This is a genomic window from Streptomyces sp. NPDC031479, from assembly GCF_055581065.1.
Genome location: NZ_JBVIKC010000030.1, coordinates 13,097 through 27,259, shown reverse-complemented (window position 1 = coordinate 27,259; position 14,163 = coordinate 13,097). Strand labels below are relative to the sequence as shown.

Annotated in this window: 10 protein-coding genes and 5 tRNA genes; 5 read left to right on the top strand and 10 right to left on the bottom strand. The window is 70.6% G+C overall.

Annotated elements, in window-relative coordinates; all coding sequences use genetic code 11:
* Positions 1-162: 162 nt before the first annotated feature.
* The 10 genes from ACZ5D2_RS27685 to ACZ5D2_RS27640 form a co-directional block, all read right to left on the bottom strand.
* A tRNA-Glu gene (locus tag ACZ5D2_RS27685) sits at positions 163-235 on the bottom strand.
* 21 nt (positions 236-256) lie between these two features.
* Positions 257-328, bottom strand: a tRNA-Gln gene (locus ACZ5D2_RS27680).
* Positions 329-350: 22 nt separating this feature from the next.
* Positions 351-426, bottom strand: a tRNA-Glu gene (locus ACZ5D2_RS27675).
* A gap of 61 nt (positions 427-487) precedes the next feature.
* Positions 488-560, bottom strand: a tRNA-Glu gene (locus ACZ5D2_RS27670).
* A 27-nt stretch (positions 561-587) separates the two neighbouring features.
* Positions 588-659: transfer RNA gene (locus ACZ5D2_RS27665), tRNA-Gln, on the bottom strand.
* 86 nt (positions 660-745) lie between these two features.
* Positions 746-1,474 (bottom strand): HAD family hydrolase, encoded by a 729-nt coding sequence (locus ACZ5D2_RS27660; RefSeq protein ID WP_371676498.1) that lies wholly within the window; start codon positions 1,472-1,474, stop codon positions 746-748.
* A 10-nt stretch (positions 1,475-1,484) separates the two neighbouring features.
* Positions 1,485-2,156, bottom strand: coding sequence for a DUF4241 domain-containing protein (locus ACZ5D2_RS27655; protein WP_468933009.1), 672 nt, complete (start codon positions 2,154-2,156; stop codon positions 1,485-1,487).
* A 113-nt stretch (positions 2,157-2,269) separates the two neighbouring features.
* Complete coding sequence (gene gltX, locus ACZ5D2_RS27650; protein ID WP_371676499.1) at positions 2,270-3,745, bottom strand: glutamate--tRNA ligase; 1,476 nt, start codon at positions 3,743-3,745, stop codon at positions 2,270-2,272.
* The gene (locus ACZ5D2_RS27645; RefSeq protein ID WP_468932938.1) at positions 3,738-4,538 is read right to left on the bottom strand and encodes a fumarylacetoacetate hydrolase family protein; all 801 of its coding nucleotides are present in this window, start codon (positions 4,536-4,538) and stop codon (positions 3,738-3,740) included. Before ACZ5D2_RS27645 ends, gltX begins: the two co-directional genes overlap by 8 nt.
* 97 nt (positions 4,539-4,635) lie before the next feature.
* The gene (locus ACZ5D2_RS27640) at positions 4,636-4,821 is read right to left on the bottom strand and encodes a hypothetical protein (RefSeq protein ID WP_356221683.1); all 186 of its coding nucleotides are present in this window, start codon (positions 4,819-4,821) and stop codon (positions 4,636-4,638) included.
* A gap of 579 nt (positions 4,822-5,400) precedes the next feature.
* Between ACZ5D2_RS27640 and ACZ5D2_RS27635 the strand changes: the two genes are divergently transcribed.
* The 5 genes from ACZ5D2_RS27635 to ACZ5D2_RS27615 all read left to right on the top strand — a co-directional run bounded on the left by ACZ5D2_RS27635 (position 5,401) and on the right by ACZ5D2_RS27615 (position 14,154).
* Positions 5,401-9,132: a sensor histidine kinase gene (locus ACZ5D2_RS27635; protein WP_371676500.1), complete on the top strand. Its 3,732-nt coding sequence runs from the start codon at positions 5,401-5,403 to the stop codon at positions 9,130-9,132.
* A gap of 9 nt (positions 9,133-9,141) precedes the next feature.
* Positions 9,142-9,555, top strand: coding sequence for a roadblock/LC7 domain-containing protein (locus ACZ5D2_RS27630; RefSeq protein WP_008739864.1), 414 nt, complete (start codon positions 9,142-9,144; stop codon positions 9,553-9,555).
* Between the two features lie 151 nt (positions 9,556-9,706).
* Positions 9,707-10,099 carry a DUF742 domain-containing protein gene (locus ACZ5D2_RS27625; RefSeq protein ID WP_030227311.1) on the top strand — a complete coding sequence of 131 codons (393 nt, stop codon included), beginning with the start codon at positions 9,707-9,709 and terminating at the stop codon, positions 10,097-10,099.
* Positions 10,080-10,664: a GTP-binding protein gene (locus tag ACZ5D2_RS27620; RefSeq protein WP_371676501.1), complete on the top strand. Its 585-nt coding sequence runs from the start codon at positions 10,080-10,082 to the stop codon at positions 10,662-10,664. Before ACZ5D2_RS27625 ends, ACZ5D2_RS27620 begins: the two co-directional genes overlap by 20 nt.
* Positions 10,665-10,956: 292 nt before the next feature.
* Positions 10,957-14,154 (top strand): sensor histidine kinase, encoded by a 3,198-nt coding sequence (locus ACZ5D2_RS27615; protein ID WP_371676502.1) that lies wholly within the window; start codon positions 10,957-10,959, stop codon positions 14,152-14,154.
* The last annotated feature ends 9 nt before the right edge of the window (positions 14,155-14,163 follow it).

Below are 14,163 nucleotides of genomic sequence, written 5' to 3'. Positions count from 1 at the left end.
TCCACCGCCAACCCCCCGGGTCCGGGGGCGCGAACGACGCCGCACACGTCCGAACTCGCGCCTCCGGGCCCGTACTTGTATGCCGGGCCGGTCCACTCGGGCTTCCGGCCGGACACAGCGAAGAGGCCCTCCGCGATGAACGCGGAGGGCCTCTCCTGTACGTACCCCCGACCGGATTCGAACCGGCGCTACCGCCTTGAGAGGGCGGCGTGCTAGGCCGCTACACAACGGGGGCTAGCTTTACTGCGGTACTGCGCTGGGCTACCAGGACTCGAACCTAGAATAAGGGAACCAGAAACCCTCGTGTTGCCAATTACACTATAGCCCAATGGTCTAGACCAGCCAGACCTTGGTACCCCCGACCGGATTCGAACCGGCGCTACCGCCTTGAGAGGGCGGCGTGCTAGGCCGCTACACAACGGGGGCCCTAGCGATCCTGCATCAAGACGTCCGGGTGCGACCCTGGAGATCTCGCGGGAAGGATCTGTACCCCCGACCGGATTCGAACCGGCGCTACCGCCTTGAGAGGGCGGCGTGCTAGGCCGCTACACAACGGGGGCAAAGCACTGCGTTACTACTGCACTGCGCTGGGCTACCAGGACTCGAACCTAGAATAAGGGAACCAGAAACCCTCGTGTTGCCAATTACACTATAGCCCACCGAACTTCAACCCCCTGGGGGGCTTTCGTTTGGTTAGCGCCTCCGTTCCGGCCTTTCGGCCCGCTCCGGCGGCGCAGAAAGAACATTACCGGATGCCTGACCGTGCTCCAAAACGGGTATCTGCCGCCAGCAACTCCGGCAGCCCGTCGAGTCCGGCGATCCGGTGCACGCCGGCCGGGCCGGGCCCGCGCCCTCCGTCCCGGTCGAGCCAGACCGCCTTCAGACCCGCGTCACGGGCGCCCCGCGCGTCGATCTCCGGCTGGTCGCCCACGTACGCCACCTCGCCCGCGGACAGCCCCAGGGCCGCGCAGGCGGCGAGGAAGGCGGCGGCGTCGGGCTTGCTGACGCCCAGCTCGGCGGCGCAGACGAGCACCTCGAAGCGGTCGCGCACCCCGAGGTGGCGCAGTTTGGGGTCCTGGTTGGCGGCGGAGGAGTTGGAGAGCACCCCGTGCCGGTAGTCACCGGCCAGGGCGTCCAGTACCGGCACGACGTCCGGGAACAGCGTCCATGCGGCCTTGTAGTGCTCGACGTAGCGGTCGAACCAGGCGTCGGCCCGCTCGTCGCCCATGCCGGGGGAATCGAGGAAGTCCCGCACCCGGTCCTGGCGCTGGCCCTGGAAGGTGACCTCGCCGGCCGCGAAGCGCGCCCAGTGCGCCTCCGTGACCCGCCGCCACAGGGCCAGGGCCTCCTCGGGGGTGCCGTAGCGCTCCCCCAGCCCCTCGTCGACGAGGTGCCGTGCCAGGCCCGCCGAATCGGCACCCGTGTAGTCGAAGAGGGTGTCGTCGATGTCCCACAGCACGGCGCGGATCGGCATGGGAGCGAGCCTACGCCGCGACGTCCTCCGGCGTGGGCACGACGAAGAAGTCCGTCACGAAACAGGTGACCTCGCCGTCGGCGTCCCGGCCGATCCAGGTCGGGTAGTGGCCGTCGCCCCAGCCGGAGCCGAAGGCCGCGAGGTTGTGACCGTGCTCACCTCCGACCAGGTACGGGCCGGGGCCGTGGCCGGCCCCCTCGAAGGCGTCCCAGAGCGGACCCTCGTCGCCCTCGCACTCCGGGAAGGAATCGTCGGCGGCCTTGTCGTAGAAGCAGCCGGCGCCCGCGTCCACCCCGTAGCCGAAGAACTCGCCGTCACCGAGGCCGGACACGTCCTGCCCCTCGGTCACGGCGTGCTCCCAGCTCGCCGTCGCCGTGTCCCGGATCACCAGCCGGGCGGCGGCCGTACGCAGGTGCGGGCGACCGCCGGGGTCCGCACCGGGGGTGACGAGGGTGGCTATCGCCGTCTCGACGCGGTAGCGGCCGGGGGCCACCCGGGTGGTGAAGGGCTTGGTCCATCCCCCGCCGAGGCTGACGAAGGGGTCGCAGGCGATCACCTCGCCGCTCGGGAGCCACAGCTCCCCGGCCACGGCCACCGCGAGGGTGCCGCTCTCCCCGCTCTCGTAGACGAAGGAGTGGCCCGGGGTGAAGTAGCGGTCGAAGTCGGGGGCGGTCATCGGCATGGTGCGGCCTTCCGGGGAGTGCGTGATCAACTGCACGCACCTTAGGGCCGGTCGCCGACAACGCCGAAAGGGGCGGCGGCCGGAAGGCCACCGCCCCTTTCACGGGGTGCGGATCAGGCGGCGAGCTTCGCCAGCGCCGCGTCGATGCGCGCCAGCGAGCGCTCCCGGCCCAGGATCTCCAGGGACTCGAAGAGCGGCAGGCCGACCGTGCGGCCGGTGACGGCCACGCGGACGGGGGCCTGCGCCTTGCCGAGCTTGAGGCCGTGGGCCTCGCCCGCGGTCAGGACGGCCTGCTTGAGGGACTCCGGGTCCGACCAGTCGGCGCCGGCCAGGTTCTCGCGGGCGGTGGTCAGCAGGGCCGCGGGCTCGCCCTTCATGGCCTTGTCCCACGACGCCTGGTCCTCGACCGGGTCCTTCAGGAACAGGAAGTCGACGTTCGCGGTGATGTCCGACAGGACGGTCACGCGGGTCTGGGCGTGCGGGGCGATGCGCGCCCAGGCCTCGGCGTCGAAGTCCTCGGGGGCCCAGTTGGCGTGCGGGGCCGCGAGCCAGGGCGCGCAGGCGTCCGCGAAGGCCTTCGGGTCGAGGCGGCGGATGTGGTCGGCGTTGATCGCCTCGCACTTCTTGAGGTCGAAGCGCGCCGGGTTGGCGTTGACGTCCGGGATGTCGAACTTCGCCACCATCTCCTCGATGGAGAAGATGTCCTGGTCCTTGGAGAAGGACCAGCCCAGGAGCGAGAGGTAGTTCAGCAGGCCCTCGGGCAGGAAGCCGCGCTCGCGGTAGAGGTTGAGCGAGGACTCCGGGTCGCGCTTGGAGAGCTTCTTGTTGCCCTCGCCCATGACGTACGGCAGGTGGCCGAACTCGGGGACGGCCTTGGCGACGCCCAGCTCGATCAGCGCCTTGTAGAGGGCGATCTGGCGGGGGGTGGAGGACAGCAGGTCCTCGCCGCGCAGGACGTGCGTGATCTCCATCAGCGCGTCGTCGACCGGGTTGACCAGCGTGTACAGCGGGGCGCCGTTCGCGCGGACGATGCCGAAGTCCGGCACGTTCTCCGGAGAGAAGGAGAGCTCGCCGCGGACCAGGTCCGTGAAGGTGATGGTCTCGTCGGGCATCCGGAAGCGGACGATCGAGCTGCGGCCCTCGGCCTCGTACGCGGCCTTCCGCTCCGCCGTGAGGTCGCGGCACTGGCCGTCGTAGCCGGAGGGCTTGCCGGCCGCGCGGGCGGCGTCGCGGCGCGCGTCGAGCTCCTCGGTGGTGCAGTAGCAGTGGTAGGCGTAGCCGCCGTCCTGGAGCTTGCGCGCCACGTCCGCGTAGATGTCCATGCGCTGGGACTGGCGGTACGGGGCGTGCGGGCCGCCCACCTCGGGACCCTCGTCCCAGGTGAAGCCGAGCCAGCGCAGCGAGTCGAGCAGCTGGACGTACGACTCCTCGGAGTCGCGCGCCGCGTCGGTGTCCTCGATGCGGAAGACGAACGTACCGCCGTGGTGGCGGGCGAACGCCCAGTTGAAGAGGGCGGTGCGGACCAGGCCCACGTGGGGGTTGCCGGTCGGGGAGGGACAGAAACGTACGCGGACGTTCGCGTTAGCCACGCTTGATCACCTTGTTGGTGAGAGTGCCGATGCCTTCGATGGTGACGGCGACCTCGTCGCCGACGTTGAGGGGGCCGACTCCGGCCGGGGTCCCCGTGAGGATGACGTCGCCCGGGAGCAGGGTCATGGCCTCGCTGATGTGCACGATCAGGTCCTCGACGGAGCGGACCATGTCGCTGGTGCTGCCGAGCTGGCGCTGTTCGCCGTTGACGGTGCACTGGACGGCCAGGCCCGCGGCGATCGCCGCCGGGTCGAGGCCGGTCTCGATCCAGGGGCCGAGGGGGCAGGCGCTGTCGAAGCCCTTGGCCCGGGCCCACTGCTTCTCCCGCTGCTGGACGTCGCGCGCGGTGACGTCGTTGGCGCAGGTGTAGCCGAGGATCACGTCCTTGACGCGCTCCCTGGGGACCTCCCGGCACATGCGGCCGATGACCACGGCGAGCTCCGCCTCGTGGTGGAGGTCCTGCGAGAAGGAGGGGTACGTGATCGGGTCGCCCGGACCGACCACCGAGGTGGAGGGCTTGAAGAAGGTGATCGGAGCCTCGGGCACCTCGTTGCCCAGCTCCGCCGCGTGCTCCGTGTAGTTGCGGCCGACGGCCACGACCTTGTTCGGGAGCACGGGCGGCAGCAGCCGGACCTTGCTCAGCGGGACCTTCGTGCCCGAGAGCTCGAAGTCCGCGAAGGGGATGCCCTTGATGATGTCGAGGACGAGCTCCGACCCGTCGCCGGGGGCGGCGTCGCCCTCGACCGCGCCGAAGGCGACGTTGCCGTCGATCGAGAACCTGGCGATGCGCACGTGTTGCGTCTGCCCCTCTGTATTTCCGCTGGCTGGAGTCTGCGGACTCCAGGCTAACGCGGTGGGCGGCGGCGCTCCGCGTCCTCGCGCGGGGCCGCTACTGCGCGGCGGCGACCGGCGCGTCCATCAGGACGGTGCGGCGGGGGTTCGCGGTCTGGCCCGGAAGCTCGACGGAGTGCTCCGGGGTGGCCGGGGCCGCCTGCAGTTCCTCGGCGTCCTTGAGGTGCGCGAGGGTCGTGCGGCGGGGGTTGGCTATGTTGCGGAACATCATCGTCGTCTTCATCGGAGTTTCGGGCCCTCGGCTCGCTCGTGGGGTGAGGGTTGTCGGATGCGCCGGGTGGGGCGCCAACCCTTTAAAAGGCAAGGCTAAACATCTGAATCCCCGACCGAACCAGGAAGTAATGGCCACTCGCGTGTGAGTTTCCTCACCAATGAAGGGGCATTCCGGGCATAATGGTCAGTCAATTCCACCCGACGAAACGGACATTGCGCCACTGAATCAGCCATTCCGCTCCTGATCATCAGGACTGGGACACCTTGCCAGAGGCAAGCTTTGATTGGCGTAAGTCCGATTCATCCCGATAGCTGTTGCACATCGCGTAGCCCATCCATCACGTGCCGTGACCGGCTCGCCGGGGCGACACGCGCACCTTGTTGGAGATCCCCCACTGTGCTGGAATTCGCGGGACCGCCGCGGGTATCAGCCGGCGCGCAGGTGGCGCGAGAGAGCGCCGAGCGCGGTGGCAAGGAGAGGGAGACGCGCCGGTCACCGACGACCACCATGGGGCCGTCAGTGCCCCACGACTCGACACCGTCCCACCGCTCATCCGGCGGGACGCCTGGTCCAGAGGTTGCGACGCTAGTGCAGGGACGATTCAAGAGGGATGGCAGCGCTGCGGCGGAGCAGGAGCCGCGCGGCGGGACCGACCGTGGCTCCTCGCCCCAGCACGCCCAGAACCGCGGGCCGGCTGTCGAAGGAGCGGGCCCCGATGCCCCGGCTTCGGTGAAGGCGAAGGGCCGCGGCAAGTCCGGGAAGCCCGGCAAGGTCGCCAAGGCCGGCCGGGCCAAGGGCAAGAGCGAGTCCGCCGAGCCCGACGAGGCGATACCGAAGGCCCCGCCCGGGCCCGGTTCCCGTCTGGCCATGCAGAACTGGCGCATCAGCACGCGACTGGTGTCGCTGCTGACGCTGCCCGTCGTCGCCGCCACCACGCTCGGTGGTTTCCGCATCAACGACTCGATGAACGACATCGCGCAGCTGGAGCACATGCAGCTGCTGACGACGATGACCCGGCAGGCCACCAACCTGGCCGCCATGCTCCAGGAGGAGCGCGACAAGTCGGCCGGTCCGCTGTCGCAGACCAAGGACGGCAAGGCCAACAGCCTCGTCCAGGGCGTCCGCGACCAGACCGACGCCGCCGCCAAGGCCTTCGCCTCCGCGACCGACAAGGTCGACAACGCGCAGGACAAGGACGAGACCCTCAAGTCGATCCGCAACAACATCCTGCAGATCGGCCGCCAGCTCACCGGCATCGAGGACATCCGCAAGAAGGCGTACGTCAACGGCGCCCAGCAGACCGTCACCGAGTACAACTCGCTGATCGTCTCGCTGCTCTCGCTCTCGCAGGACATGGCCCAGGCCACCTCCAGCCCCGAGATGATCAAGCGCACCCGCGCCCTGGCGGCGTTCTCCGCCGCCAAGGAGTACGCCTCCATCCAGCGCGCGATCATCGCCGCCTCGCTCCCCGAGAGCGGCGACAAGCCGGGCAAGCTGGAGGAGAACGACCGCCTCTACGCCCTCTCCGCGCTGCGCGGTGAGAGCCAGCAGAAGAAGACCTTCGAGCTCGTCTACCAGGGCAAGCCCGAGGAACTCCTCGCGGCGCTCGGCGACGGCAACACGGAGATCGGCACCGCCGACCACTACGCCCGCCGCGTGCTGAGCACCCAGGGGCAGTTCGGCAAGGAGAAGAACCGGTCCTGGATGGACTGGTACGACGCCGACGACACCAAGCTCCAGGCGATGAAGGTCATCGAGCTCACCCTGCTCGAGGACATGGAGCAGAAGGCCCGCGAGCTCAAGAACGAGTCGCAGCAGGACGCCATCATCAACGGTGCCCTGATCCTCCTCGTCCTCGGCGTCTCGCTCGTCGGCGCCTTCATCATGGCCCGGTCCATGATCCGCTCGCTGCGCCGCCTGCAGGACACCGCGACGCGCGTCGCCCAGGACCGTCTGCCCGAGCTCGTCAAGCAGCTCTCGGAGTCGGACCCGCAGGACGTGGACACCTCCGTGGAGTCCGTCGGCCTGCACACCCGCGACGAGATCGGCCAGGTGGCCGCGGCCTTCGACGACGTGCACCGCGAGGCCGTCCGCCTCGCCGCCGAGCAGGCCCTCCTCCGGGGCAACGTCAACGCGATGTTCACCAACCTCTCGCGCCGCTCCCAGGGCCTCATCCAGCGTCAGCTCTCGCTCATCTCCGAACTGGAGTCCCGCGAGGCCGACCCGGACCAGCTGTCCTCCCTCTTCAAGCTCGACCACCTCGCGACCCGCATGCGCCGTAACGGCGAAAACCTCCTCGTCCTCGCGGGCGAGGAGCCGGGCCGCCGGTGGACCCGCCCCGTCCCGCTCGTCGACGTGCTCCGCGCCGCGGCGTCCGAGGTGGAGCAGTACGAGCGCATCGAACTCGCGTCGGTGCCCGGCACCGACGTCGCCGGCCGCGTCGTCAACGACCTCGTGCACCTCCTCGCCGAGCTGCTGGAGAACGCCACCTCGTTCTCCTCCCCGCAGACCAAGGTCAAGGTCACCGGTCACGCGCTGCCCGACGGCCGCGTGCTCGTCGAGATCCACGACACCGGCATCGGCCTCTCCCCCGAGGACCTCGCCGCGATCAACGAGCGGCTCGCGTCGCCGCCGACCGTGGACGTCTCCGTCTCCCGCCGCATGGGCCTGTTCGTGGTCGGCCGCCTGTCCCTGCGACACGGCATCCGCATCCAGCTGCGCCCCTCCGACTCGGGCGGTACGACGGCCCTCGTCATGCTCCCGGTGGATGTCGCCCAGGGCGGCAAGAAGCCGGCTCCGATGCCGGGCCAGGGCGGCCCCGCGGGCGCTCAGGGCGGCCCCGCGGGCGGCCAGGGCGGTCAGGGTGCTCCCGGTGGGCAGGCTTCCGTGCCCGGCGCGGGCGCACGTCCCGCCGTCGGCGCCGGCCAGCAGCGCGGCCAGGTCCAGGGCGGCGGCCAGCGTGCCGCCCTGCCCGGACGTGACGGTGCGCCGGGCCAGCAGCAGCGTCCGCAGCAGGGCGGCCCGGGGCAGCGTCCCCAGGGCGGTCCCGGCGCCGCGACGGGCCAGGGCCAGGGTGCCTTCGGCTCCGGGGCTCCGCTGCCCGCCCGCGGTCAGGGCGGCAACCAGGGCGGCGGGCTCCTCTCGGGCGGCCCGCAGGCCCGTCCGGCCGGCATGCCGCAGCAGCCCGCGCCCGGCGGGTTCCCGCAGGGCAACGGTTTCGAGCGTCCGCAGCAGCCCCAGTCCCCGCAGCAGCCGGGTCAGTACGGGCAGCAGCCCCAGCAGGGCCAGCCCCAGCAGCCCGGCCAGTACGGCCAGCAGGGTCAGCAGGGTCAGCAGGGTCGGCAGCAGCCTGGGCAGCAGCCGGGCCAGAAGGCTCCGGTCCAGCGCCGTCGTCCGCAGCTGCCGCCGCGCGGTGGCGCCCCCCGCCCGGAGCTTCCGGGTGCCGGCGCCTCTCCGGCCGGGCTCCCGCAGACCACCAGCTGGGGTGCGGGGCAGAACGGCCAGGAGGTCCCGCGCGGCCACGACGAACTGTCGGGCCCCGGCTCCACGGCCGAGTTCGCCCGTCCGGACTTCAACGCCCCGCGTCCGCAGGACGCCGGCCCGAGCCAGACCGGCCAGTTCGAGCGCCCGCAGCAGGGCGGTCCGCTGGACCCGGCCTCCACCGGCCAGTTCGCCCGCCCCGGCGGCCCCGGTGCCGGCGGCTACGGCGAACAGCGTCCGCCGGCGCAGCAGCAGGGCGGCTACGCCCCGGCCCCGCGCGCCGAGGCTCCGCAGCTGCCGCAGGCCCACCAGCCGGAGGCGCTGCCGCCGGCCCCCTCGCAGAACACCGGCGAGCTGCGCAGCCCGATCTTCGACACACTGGAGTCGAACTGGTTCCCGCAGGCGGACGCCCAGTCCTCCGGGCAGGCGCCGGCCGTACCCCAGCAGCCGCAGCAGCCCCAGCAGTCCGGGCCGCAGCGCGGCCAGGAGCACGCGGCCGAGCCCGCCACCGCGGTCACCGGCAGCACGCCGACGGTCAGCTGGCGGTCCTCCCCCAACGACGAGCTGATGCGTCAGGCGGAGCGGGTGCGTCAGCCCGCCGCCGGCGGCATCACCACCTCGGGGCTGCCCCGCCGGGTGCCGCGGGCGAACCTCGTGGCCGGTACCGCCCAGCAGCAGGCCGAGGCCCAGGCGGGCCCGCAGGTCTCGCGTGCCCCGGACGACGTCCGCGGGCGCCTCACCAACCTCCGACGCGGTATCCAGCAGGGGCGCCAGGCCGGCACCACCGGCCCCGCGACCGGCAGTTACCACGTCGACCCCACTTACCAGCAGGAGCGATAGTTGAGTTCGATGAGCCAGGCGGCACAGAACCTGAACTGGTTGATCACCAACTTCGTGGACAACACCCCTGGGGTGTCCCACACCGTGGTGGTCTCCGCCGACGGACTCCTTCTGGCGATGTCCGAAGGATTCCCCCGTGACCGCGCCGACCAGCTGGCGGCCGTGGCCTCCGGTCTGACCTCGCTGACCGCCGGGGCCTCCCGGATCTTCGAGGGCGGCGCCGTCAACCAGACGGTGGTCGAGATGGACCGGGGATTCCTCTTCCTCATGTCCGTCTCCGACGGATCGTCCCTCGCGGTGCTCGCGCACCCCGAGTGCGACATCGGCCTCGTGGGCTACGAGATGGCCCTCCTCGTGGACCGCGCCGGCAGCGTCCTCACCCCGGACCTGCGCGCGGAGCTTCAGGGAAGCCTGCTCATCTGACTCGCACACTCCCGGCCGGACGGTACTTCCGGCCGGGGGACCGGGACTCCGCTCCCGGAAACCAGTACCCCCGTCAGGCCGTCATCACGTCCCCCCACCGGCCGCCCCGTCAGACGGCACGCTGACCACTGCTGTCCAGCCCGGAGGATCAATGACCCCGCCCCCCGCCTATCCCGACGCGTACGGAGACTCGTACTCGGAAGGCGACCAGCCGCTGGTGCGTCCGTACGCGATGACCGGCGGCCGTACCCGGCCGCGCTACCAGCTCGCCATCGAGGCGCTGGTCAGCACCACGGCCGATCCGATGCACCTCTCCACCCTGCTCCCGGAGCACCAGCGCATCTGCACCTTGTGCCGTGAGGTGAAGTCGGTCGCGGAGGTCTCCGCACTGCTGTCGATGCCGCTCGGTGTCGCCCGGATCCTCGTGGCCGACCTGGCCGAGGCCGGAATGGTGGCCATCCACCAGCCGGGCAATGGAGAGGCCGGCGGAACGCCGGATGTAACGCTGCTCGAGAGGGTTCTCAGTGGACTTCGCAAGCTCTGACGCCGGAGCGGCTCCCCGCTCCACCACCTCCGCGAAGATCGTGGTGGCGGGCGGCTTCGGCGTGGGCAAGACCACGTTCGTCGGCGCGGTCTCCGAGATCAACCCCCTGCGCACCGAGGCCGTGATGACGTCCGCGAGCGCGGGCATCGACGACCTCACGCACACCGGTGACAAGACGACCACCACGGTCGCCATGGACTTCGGCCGCATCACCCTGGACCAGGACCTGATCCTGTACCTCTTCGGTACGCCCGGTCAGGACCGCTTCTGGTTCATGTGGGACGACCTGGTCCGCGGCGCGATCGGCGCCGTCGTCCTCGTCGACACGCGCCGTCTCGCGGACTGCTTCCCGGCCGTCGACTACTTCGAGAACAGCGGCCTGCCGTTCGTCGTGGCGCTGAACGGCTTCGAGGGGCACCAGCCGTACACGCCGGAGGAGGTCCGCGAGGCCCTCCAGATCGGACCCGACGCCCCGATCATCACCACCGACGCCCGCCACCGCGCGGACGCCAAGAGCGCGCTCATCACGCTCGTCGAGCACGCCCTGATGGCCCGGCTCAAGTAACACGGTTTCGAGGTCGATTCGCGGGGGCGGGCTGTGTCATCGGACACGGCCCGCCCCTGTCGTTCATAACGTTTCGACAGAGAATTGCCGCCAGTTGGGCACAGCGCGCGTTCGGCTGGTACCGCTGCGCGCACGACTGTCCCGGCTTTTGCCGTACCTCGCTCTTTATGTCCGGTTTATGCGGGACATAAGGCTCTGGGAAACGCGGATTTCAACTGTTTGGAACACGGCCGTTCATCGTGCTGGAATTCAACGAACTAGCTAGTAGCACCGCCGAGAGGTTGTTGGTCGAGTGAGGCGAAGCAACTCGAGCCCCGCGGATGAACCCGCGCGCGGCAACTTCACCCCGCCGCCGCGCGCGGCCGCGTCACCTGTCGACGTACCCGTGGAACCATCCACCGGCGGCGGCAGCACCAGCAAGTTCTCCCCCCGCAACTGGCGCGTGCCGACCCGCCTGAACGCCATCCTCCTCGTACCGGCCCTCGTGGGCCTGGTCATGGGCGGCTTCCAGGTGAAGGGTTCGGTCGACAGCTGGAACGAGGCCAAGGACGCCGAGCAGACCGCGCGGATCGTCCAGGCGGCGGCCGAATACGGCCAGGCCCTCCTCAACGAGCGTGACCTCACCGCCGAGCCCCTCCTGAAGGGCGACCGCGCCAACCAGGCCGTGACGAAGGCCTACGCGGCCACCGACGCGGCCAAGGCCAAGTTCGCCGAGGCCGCCAAGAACCTGCCGCAGAAGCAGGGTCTGGAACGGCGCCTGGAGCTCTTCCGCCAGGAGGAGCCCAAGCTGGAACAGGTCCGCAAGACGGCCTACGCCGTCCCCGAGACCCCCAAGAAGAACCTCCCCGCCGCGGCCGGCCCCATCCCGACCGAAGAGGGGTACGTGCTGGTCCAGCACTACCTCATGCAGTTCTCCAACGAACTGGGCCTCGGCACCGGCAACGTCACCAGCTACGGCCGCATGGTCTACGCGGTCGAGCTGGCCAAGGCCGCGAACTCGCTCCAGCGCTCCGTCGGTACGCACCTGCTGGTGCGCCCGAGCGAGGACGAGAACGTCCGCAAGGCCCAGCTCGTCGCCTTCTCCTCCTACGCCTACCTCGAAGAGATCGCCATCGGTGAGTACGTCGCCGCCGGCACCGACGAGGACACGAACCGGCTGAAGGAGGTCATGGGCAAGAAGTCCGAGGAGGGCGCCGCCAAGCTCGCTCAGGCCAAGCAGGCCGCCGAGCAGTCCGGCAGCACCACCTTCAAGGCCCCGCCCGTGGTCAACGGCTCCGCGCTCACCGGTATGACCGAGGCGATAGCCAGCGGCGACAAGCCCGCCAAGCTCGCCCTGAACGGCACCACCGCCCCCGCCTGGCAGGCCGCCGCCACCGCCAAGTTCGACGCCTACGCCGAGATCGAGAAGGACCTCCTCGACAAGGCCGTCAAGGACGCCGTCGCGGTCTCGGACAAGTCGCAGAGCGACGCCATCCTCACCGGCGCGATCGTGGTCGTGGCCATGCTCGCCGCGTTCATCCTGGCCGGCATGATGGCCCGCCAGATGAGCCGTGCGATGCTCCGCCTGCGCAGCTCCGCCTTCGACGTCGCCGAGCAGCGCCTGCCGATGCTCGTCGACCAGCTCTCGCGCACGGACCCGGGCAAGGTCGACACCCGCGTCCAGCCGATCCCGATCAATTCCCAGGACGAGATCGGCGAGGTCGCGCGCGCCTTCGACCAGGTCCACCGGGAAGCGGTCCGGCTCGCCGCCGAGCAGGCGCTCCTGCGAGGGAACGTCAACGCGATCTTCACGAACCTCTCCATGCGCAACCAGTCGCTGATCGAGGGCCAGCTGACCCTCATCACCGACCTGGAGAACAACGAGGCCGACCCGGACCAGCTGGAGAACCTCTTCCGCCTGGACCACCTGGCCACCCGTATGCGCCGCAACGGCGAGAACCTCCTCATCCTCGCGGGTGAGAACCCGGGCCGCCGCTGGGACCAGCCGGTCCCCCTCGTCGACGTGCTGCGCGCCGCCTCCTCCGAGGTGGAGCAGTACGAGCGCATCGAGCTCTCGGGCGTCTCCGAGGCCGAGATCCACGGCCAGGCCGTGACCGACCTCGTGCACCTGCTCGCCGAGCTGCTGGAGAACGCCACCACCTTCTCCTCCCCGCAGACCAAGGTCCGCGTCAACGCCACGCGTCTGCCCGACGGCCGCGTGATGGTCGAGATCCACGACAAGGGCATCGGCCTCACCGCCGAGGACTTCGCGGACATCAACCACAAGCTGGCCAACCCGCCGACCGTGGACGCCGCGATCTCGCAGCGCATGGGTCTGTTCGTGGTCGGCCGGCTGGCGGACCGCCACAGCATCCGCGTGCAGCTGCGCCCCTCGGGCGAGGCCGCGGGCACCACCTCGCTGGTCATGCTCCCCGACGCCATCACCCACGGTGGCGGTGGCGAGGGCATCCCGGACGACGACTTCACCGTCTCCTCGATGATTCCGCAGCAGCAGAGCCAGCAGGCCGCCCCGCTGCGCACCGCCGCCGAACTCGGCTTCGACGACTCGCGCTACGACGCCCAGGGCGGGCAGGGCCCCGACGGGGCGCCGGTCGACCCGGTCGTCCGGTCGCTGGGCCGCGAGGAGCGCCGGGCCCAGCTGGAGGCGCAGGTCGGCTTCCCGCAGGAGCAGCAGCCGGAAGGTGCCGTCCAGGAGTATCCGGAACCCCAGCCGGAGCACGCGTACCAGCCGTACCAGGGCTACGAACAGCCGGCCGCGCCGGCCTACGAGGCCCCGTACGAGAACGCGCAGCAGCCCCAGGCCTACGAGGCGTACCCCGACCAGGGATATGCCTATACGGAAGACGGGTACGCGGAGCAGCAGCAGCCCGCGCAGACGTACGACGGTGGTTACGAAGAGCAGTCTCCGCAGGCGGCGTGGCCCGAGCAGAACACCTTCCCGGGCTCCTACCAGCAGGACTACGGGATCGAATCGGAATCCCCGCCCGCTCCCGAACCGGCCCGGGAACGCGTAGGCTTCGACCGTCCGGGCGCCGCTGCCGACACCGGTCACGAAATGACCGGAGCGGGCCTGCCGCGACGCGGCAGCCAGCAGCAGTGGCAGCCGGCACAGCAGGAAGCGGAGTCCGCCGGATCCCTCTTCGAGCAGCGCCCGCAGCGTCAGCAGCAGGCCGCCGCCACGGAGAAGGCCCCGGCGGAGGAGACGGAAGACGGCGCCGCGTGGCGTTCGCGCAACGACGAGCGCTGGCAGCAGGCCGGCAAGCTCCGTGAGCCGAAGGCGGGCGGGGTCACCCCGTCCGGTCTCCCTCGGCGGGTACCCAAGGCCAACCTGGTCGAGGGCGCCGCGGAGACGACCCCGCAGGGCGGCCCGCAGGTCTCCCGCGCACCGGAGGACGTCCGTGGCAGGTTGAGCAACCTGCGGCGCGGTGTCCAGCAGGGGCGCAGCGCGGGTTCCGAGCAGTCAAGTAACAGCTATGACCAGGAGCGTTAGTGTGAGCCC

Excerpts from the sequence above, each read along its gene's own strand:
- ACZ5D2_RS27640 (WP_356221683.1), bottom strand. The coding sequence starts at position 4,821 with ATGAAGACGACGATGATGTTCCGCAACATAGCCAACCCCCGCCGCACG.
- ACZ5D2_RS27655 (WP_468933009.1), bottom strand. The coding sequence starts at position 2,156 with ATGCCGATGACCGCCCCCGACTTCGACCGCTACTTCACCCCGGGCCAC.
- ACZ5D2_RS27630 (WP_008739864.1), top strand. The coding sequence starts at position 9,142 with ATGAGCCAGGCGGCACAGAACCTGAACTGGTTGATCACCAACTTCGTG.
- ACZ5D2_RS27660 (WP_371676498.1), bottom strand. The coding sequence starts at position 1,474 with ATGCCGATCCGCGCCGTGCTGTGGGACATCGACGACACCCTCTTCGAC.
- ACZ5D2_RS27625 (WP_030227311.1), top strand. The coding sequence starts at position 9,707 with ATGACCCCGCCCCCCGCCTATCCCGACGCGTACGGAGACTCGTACTCG.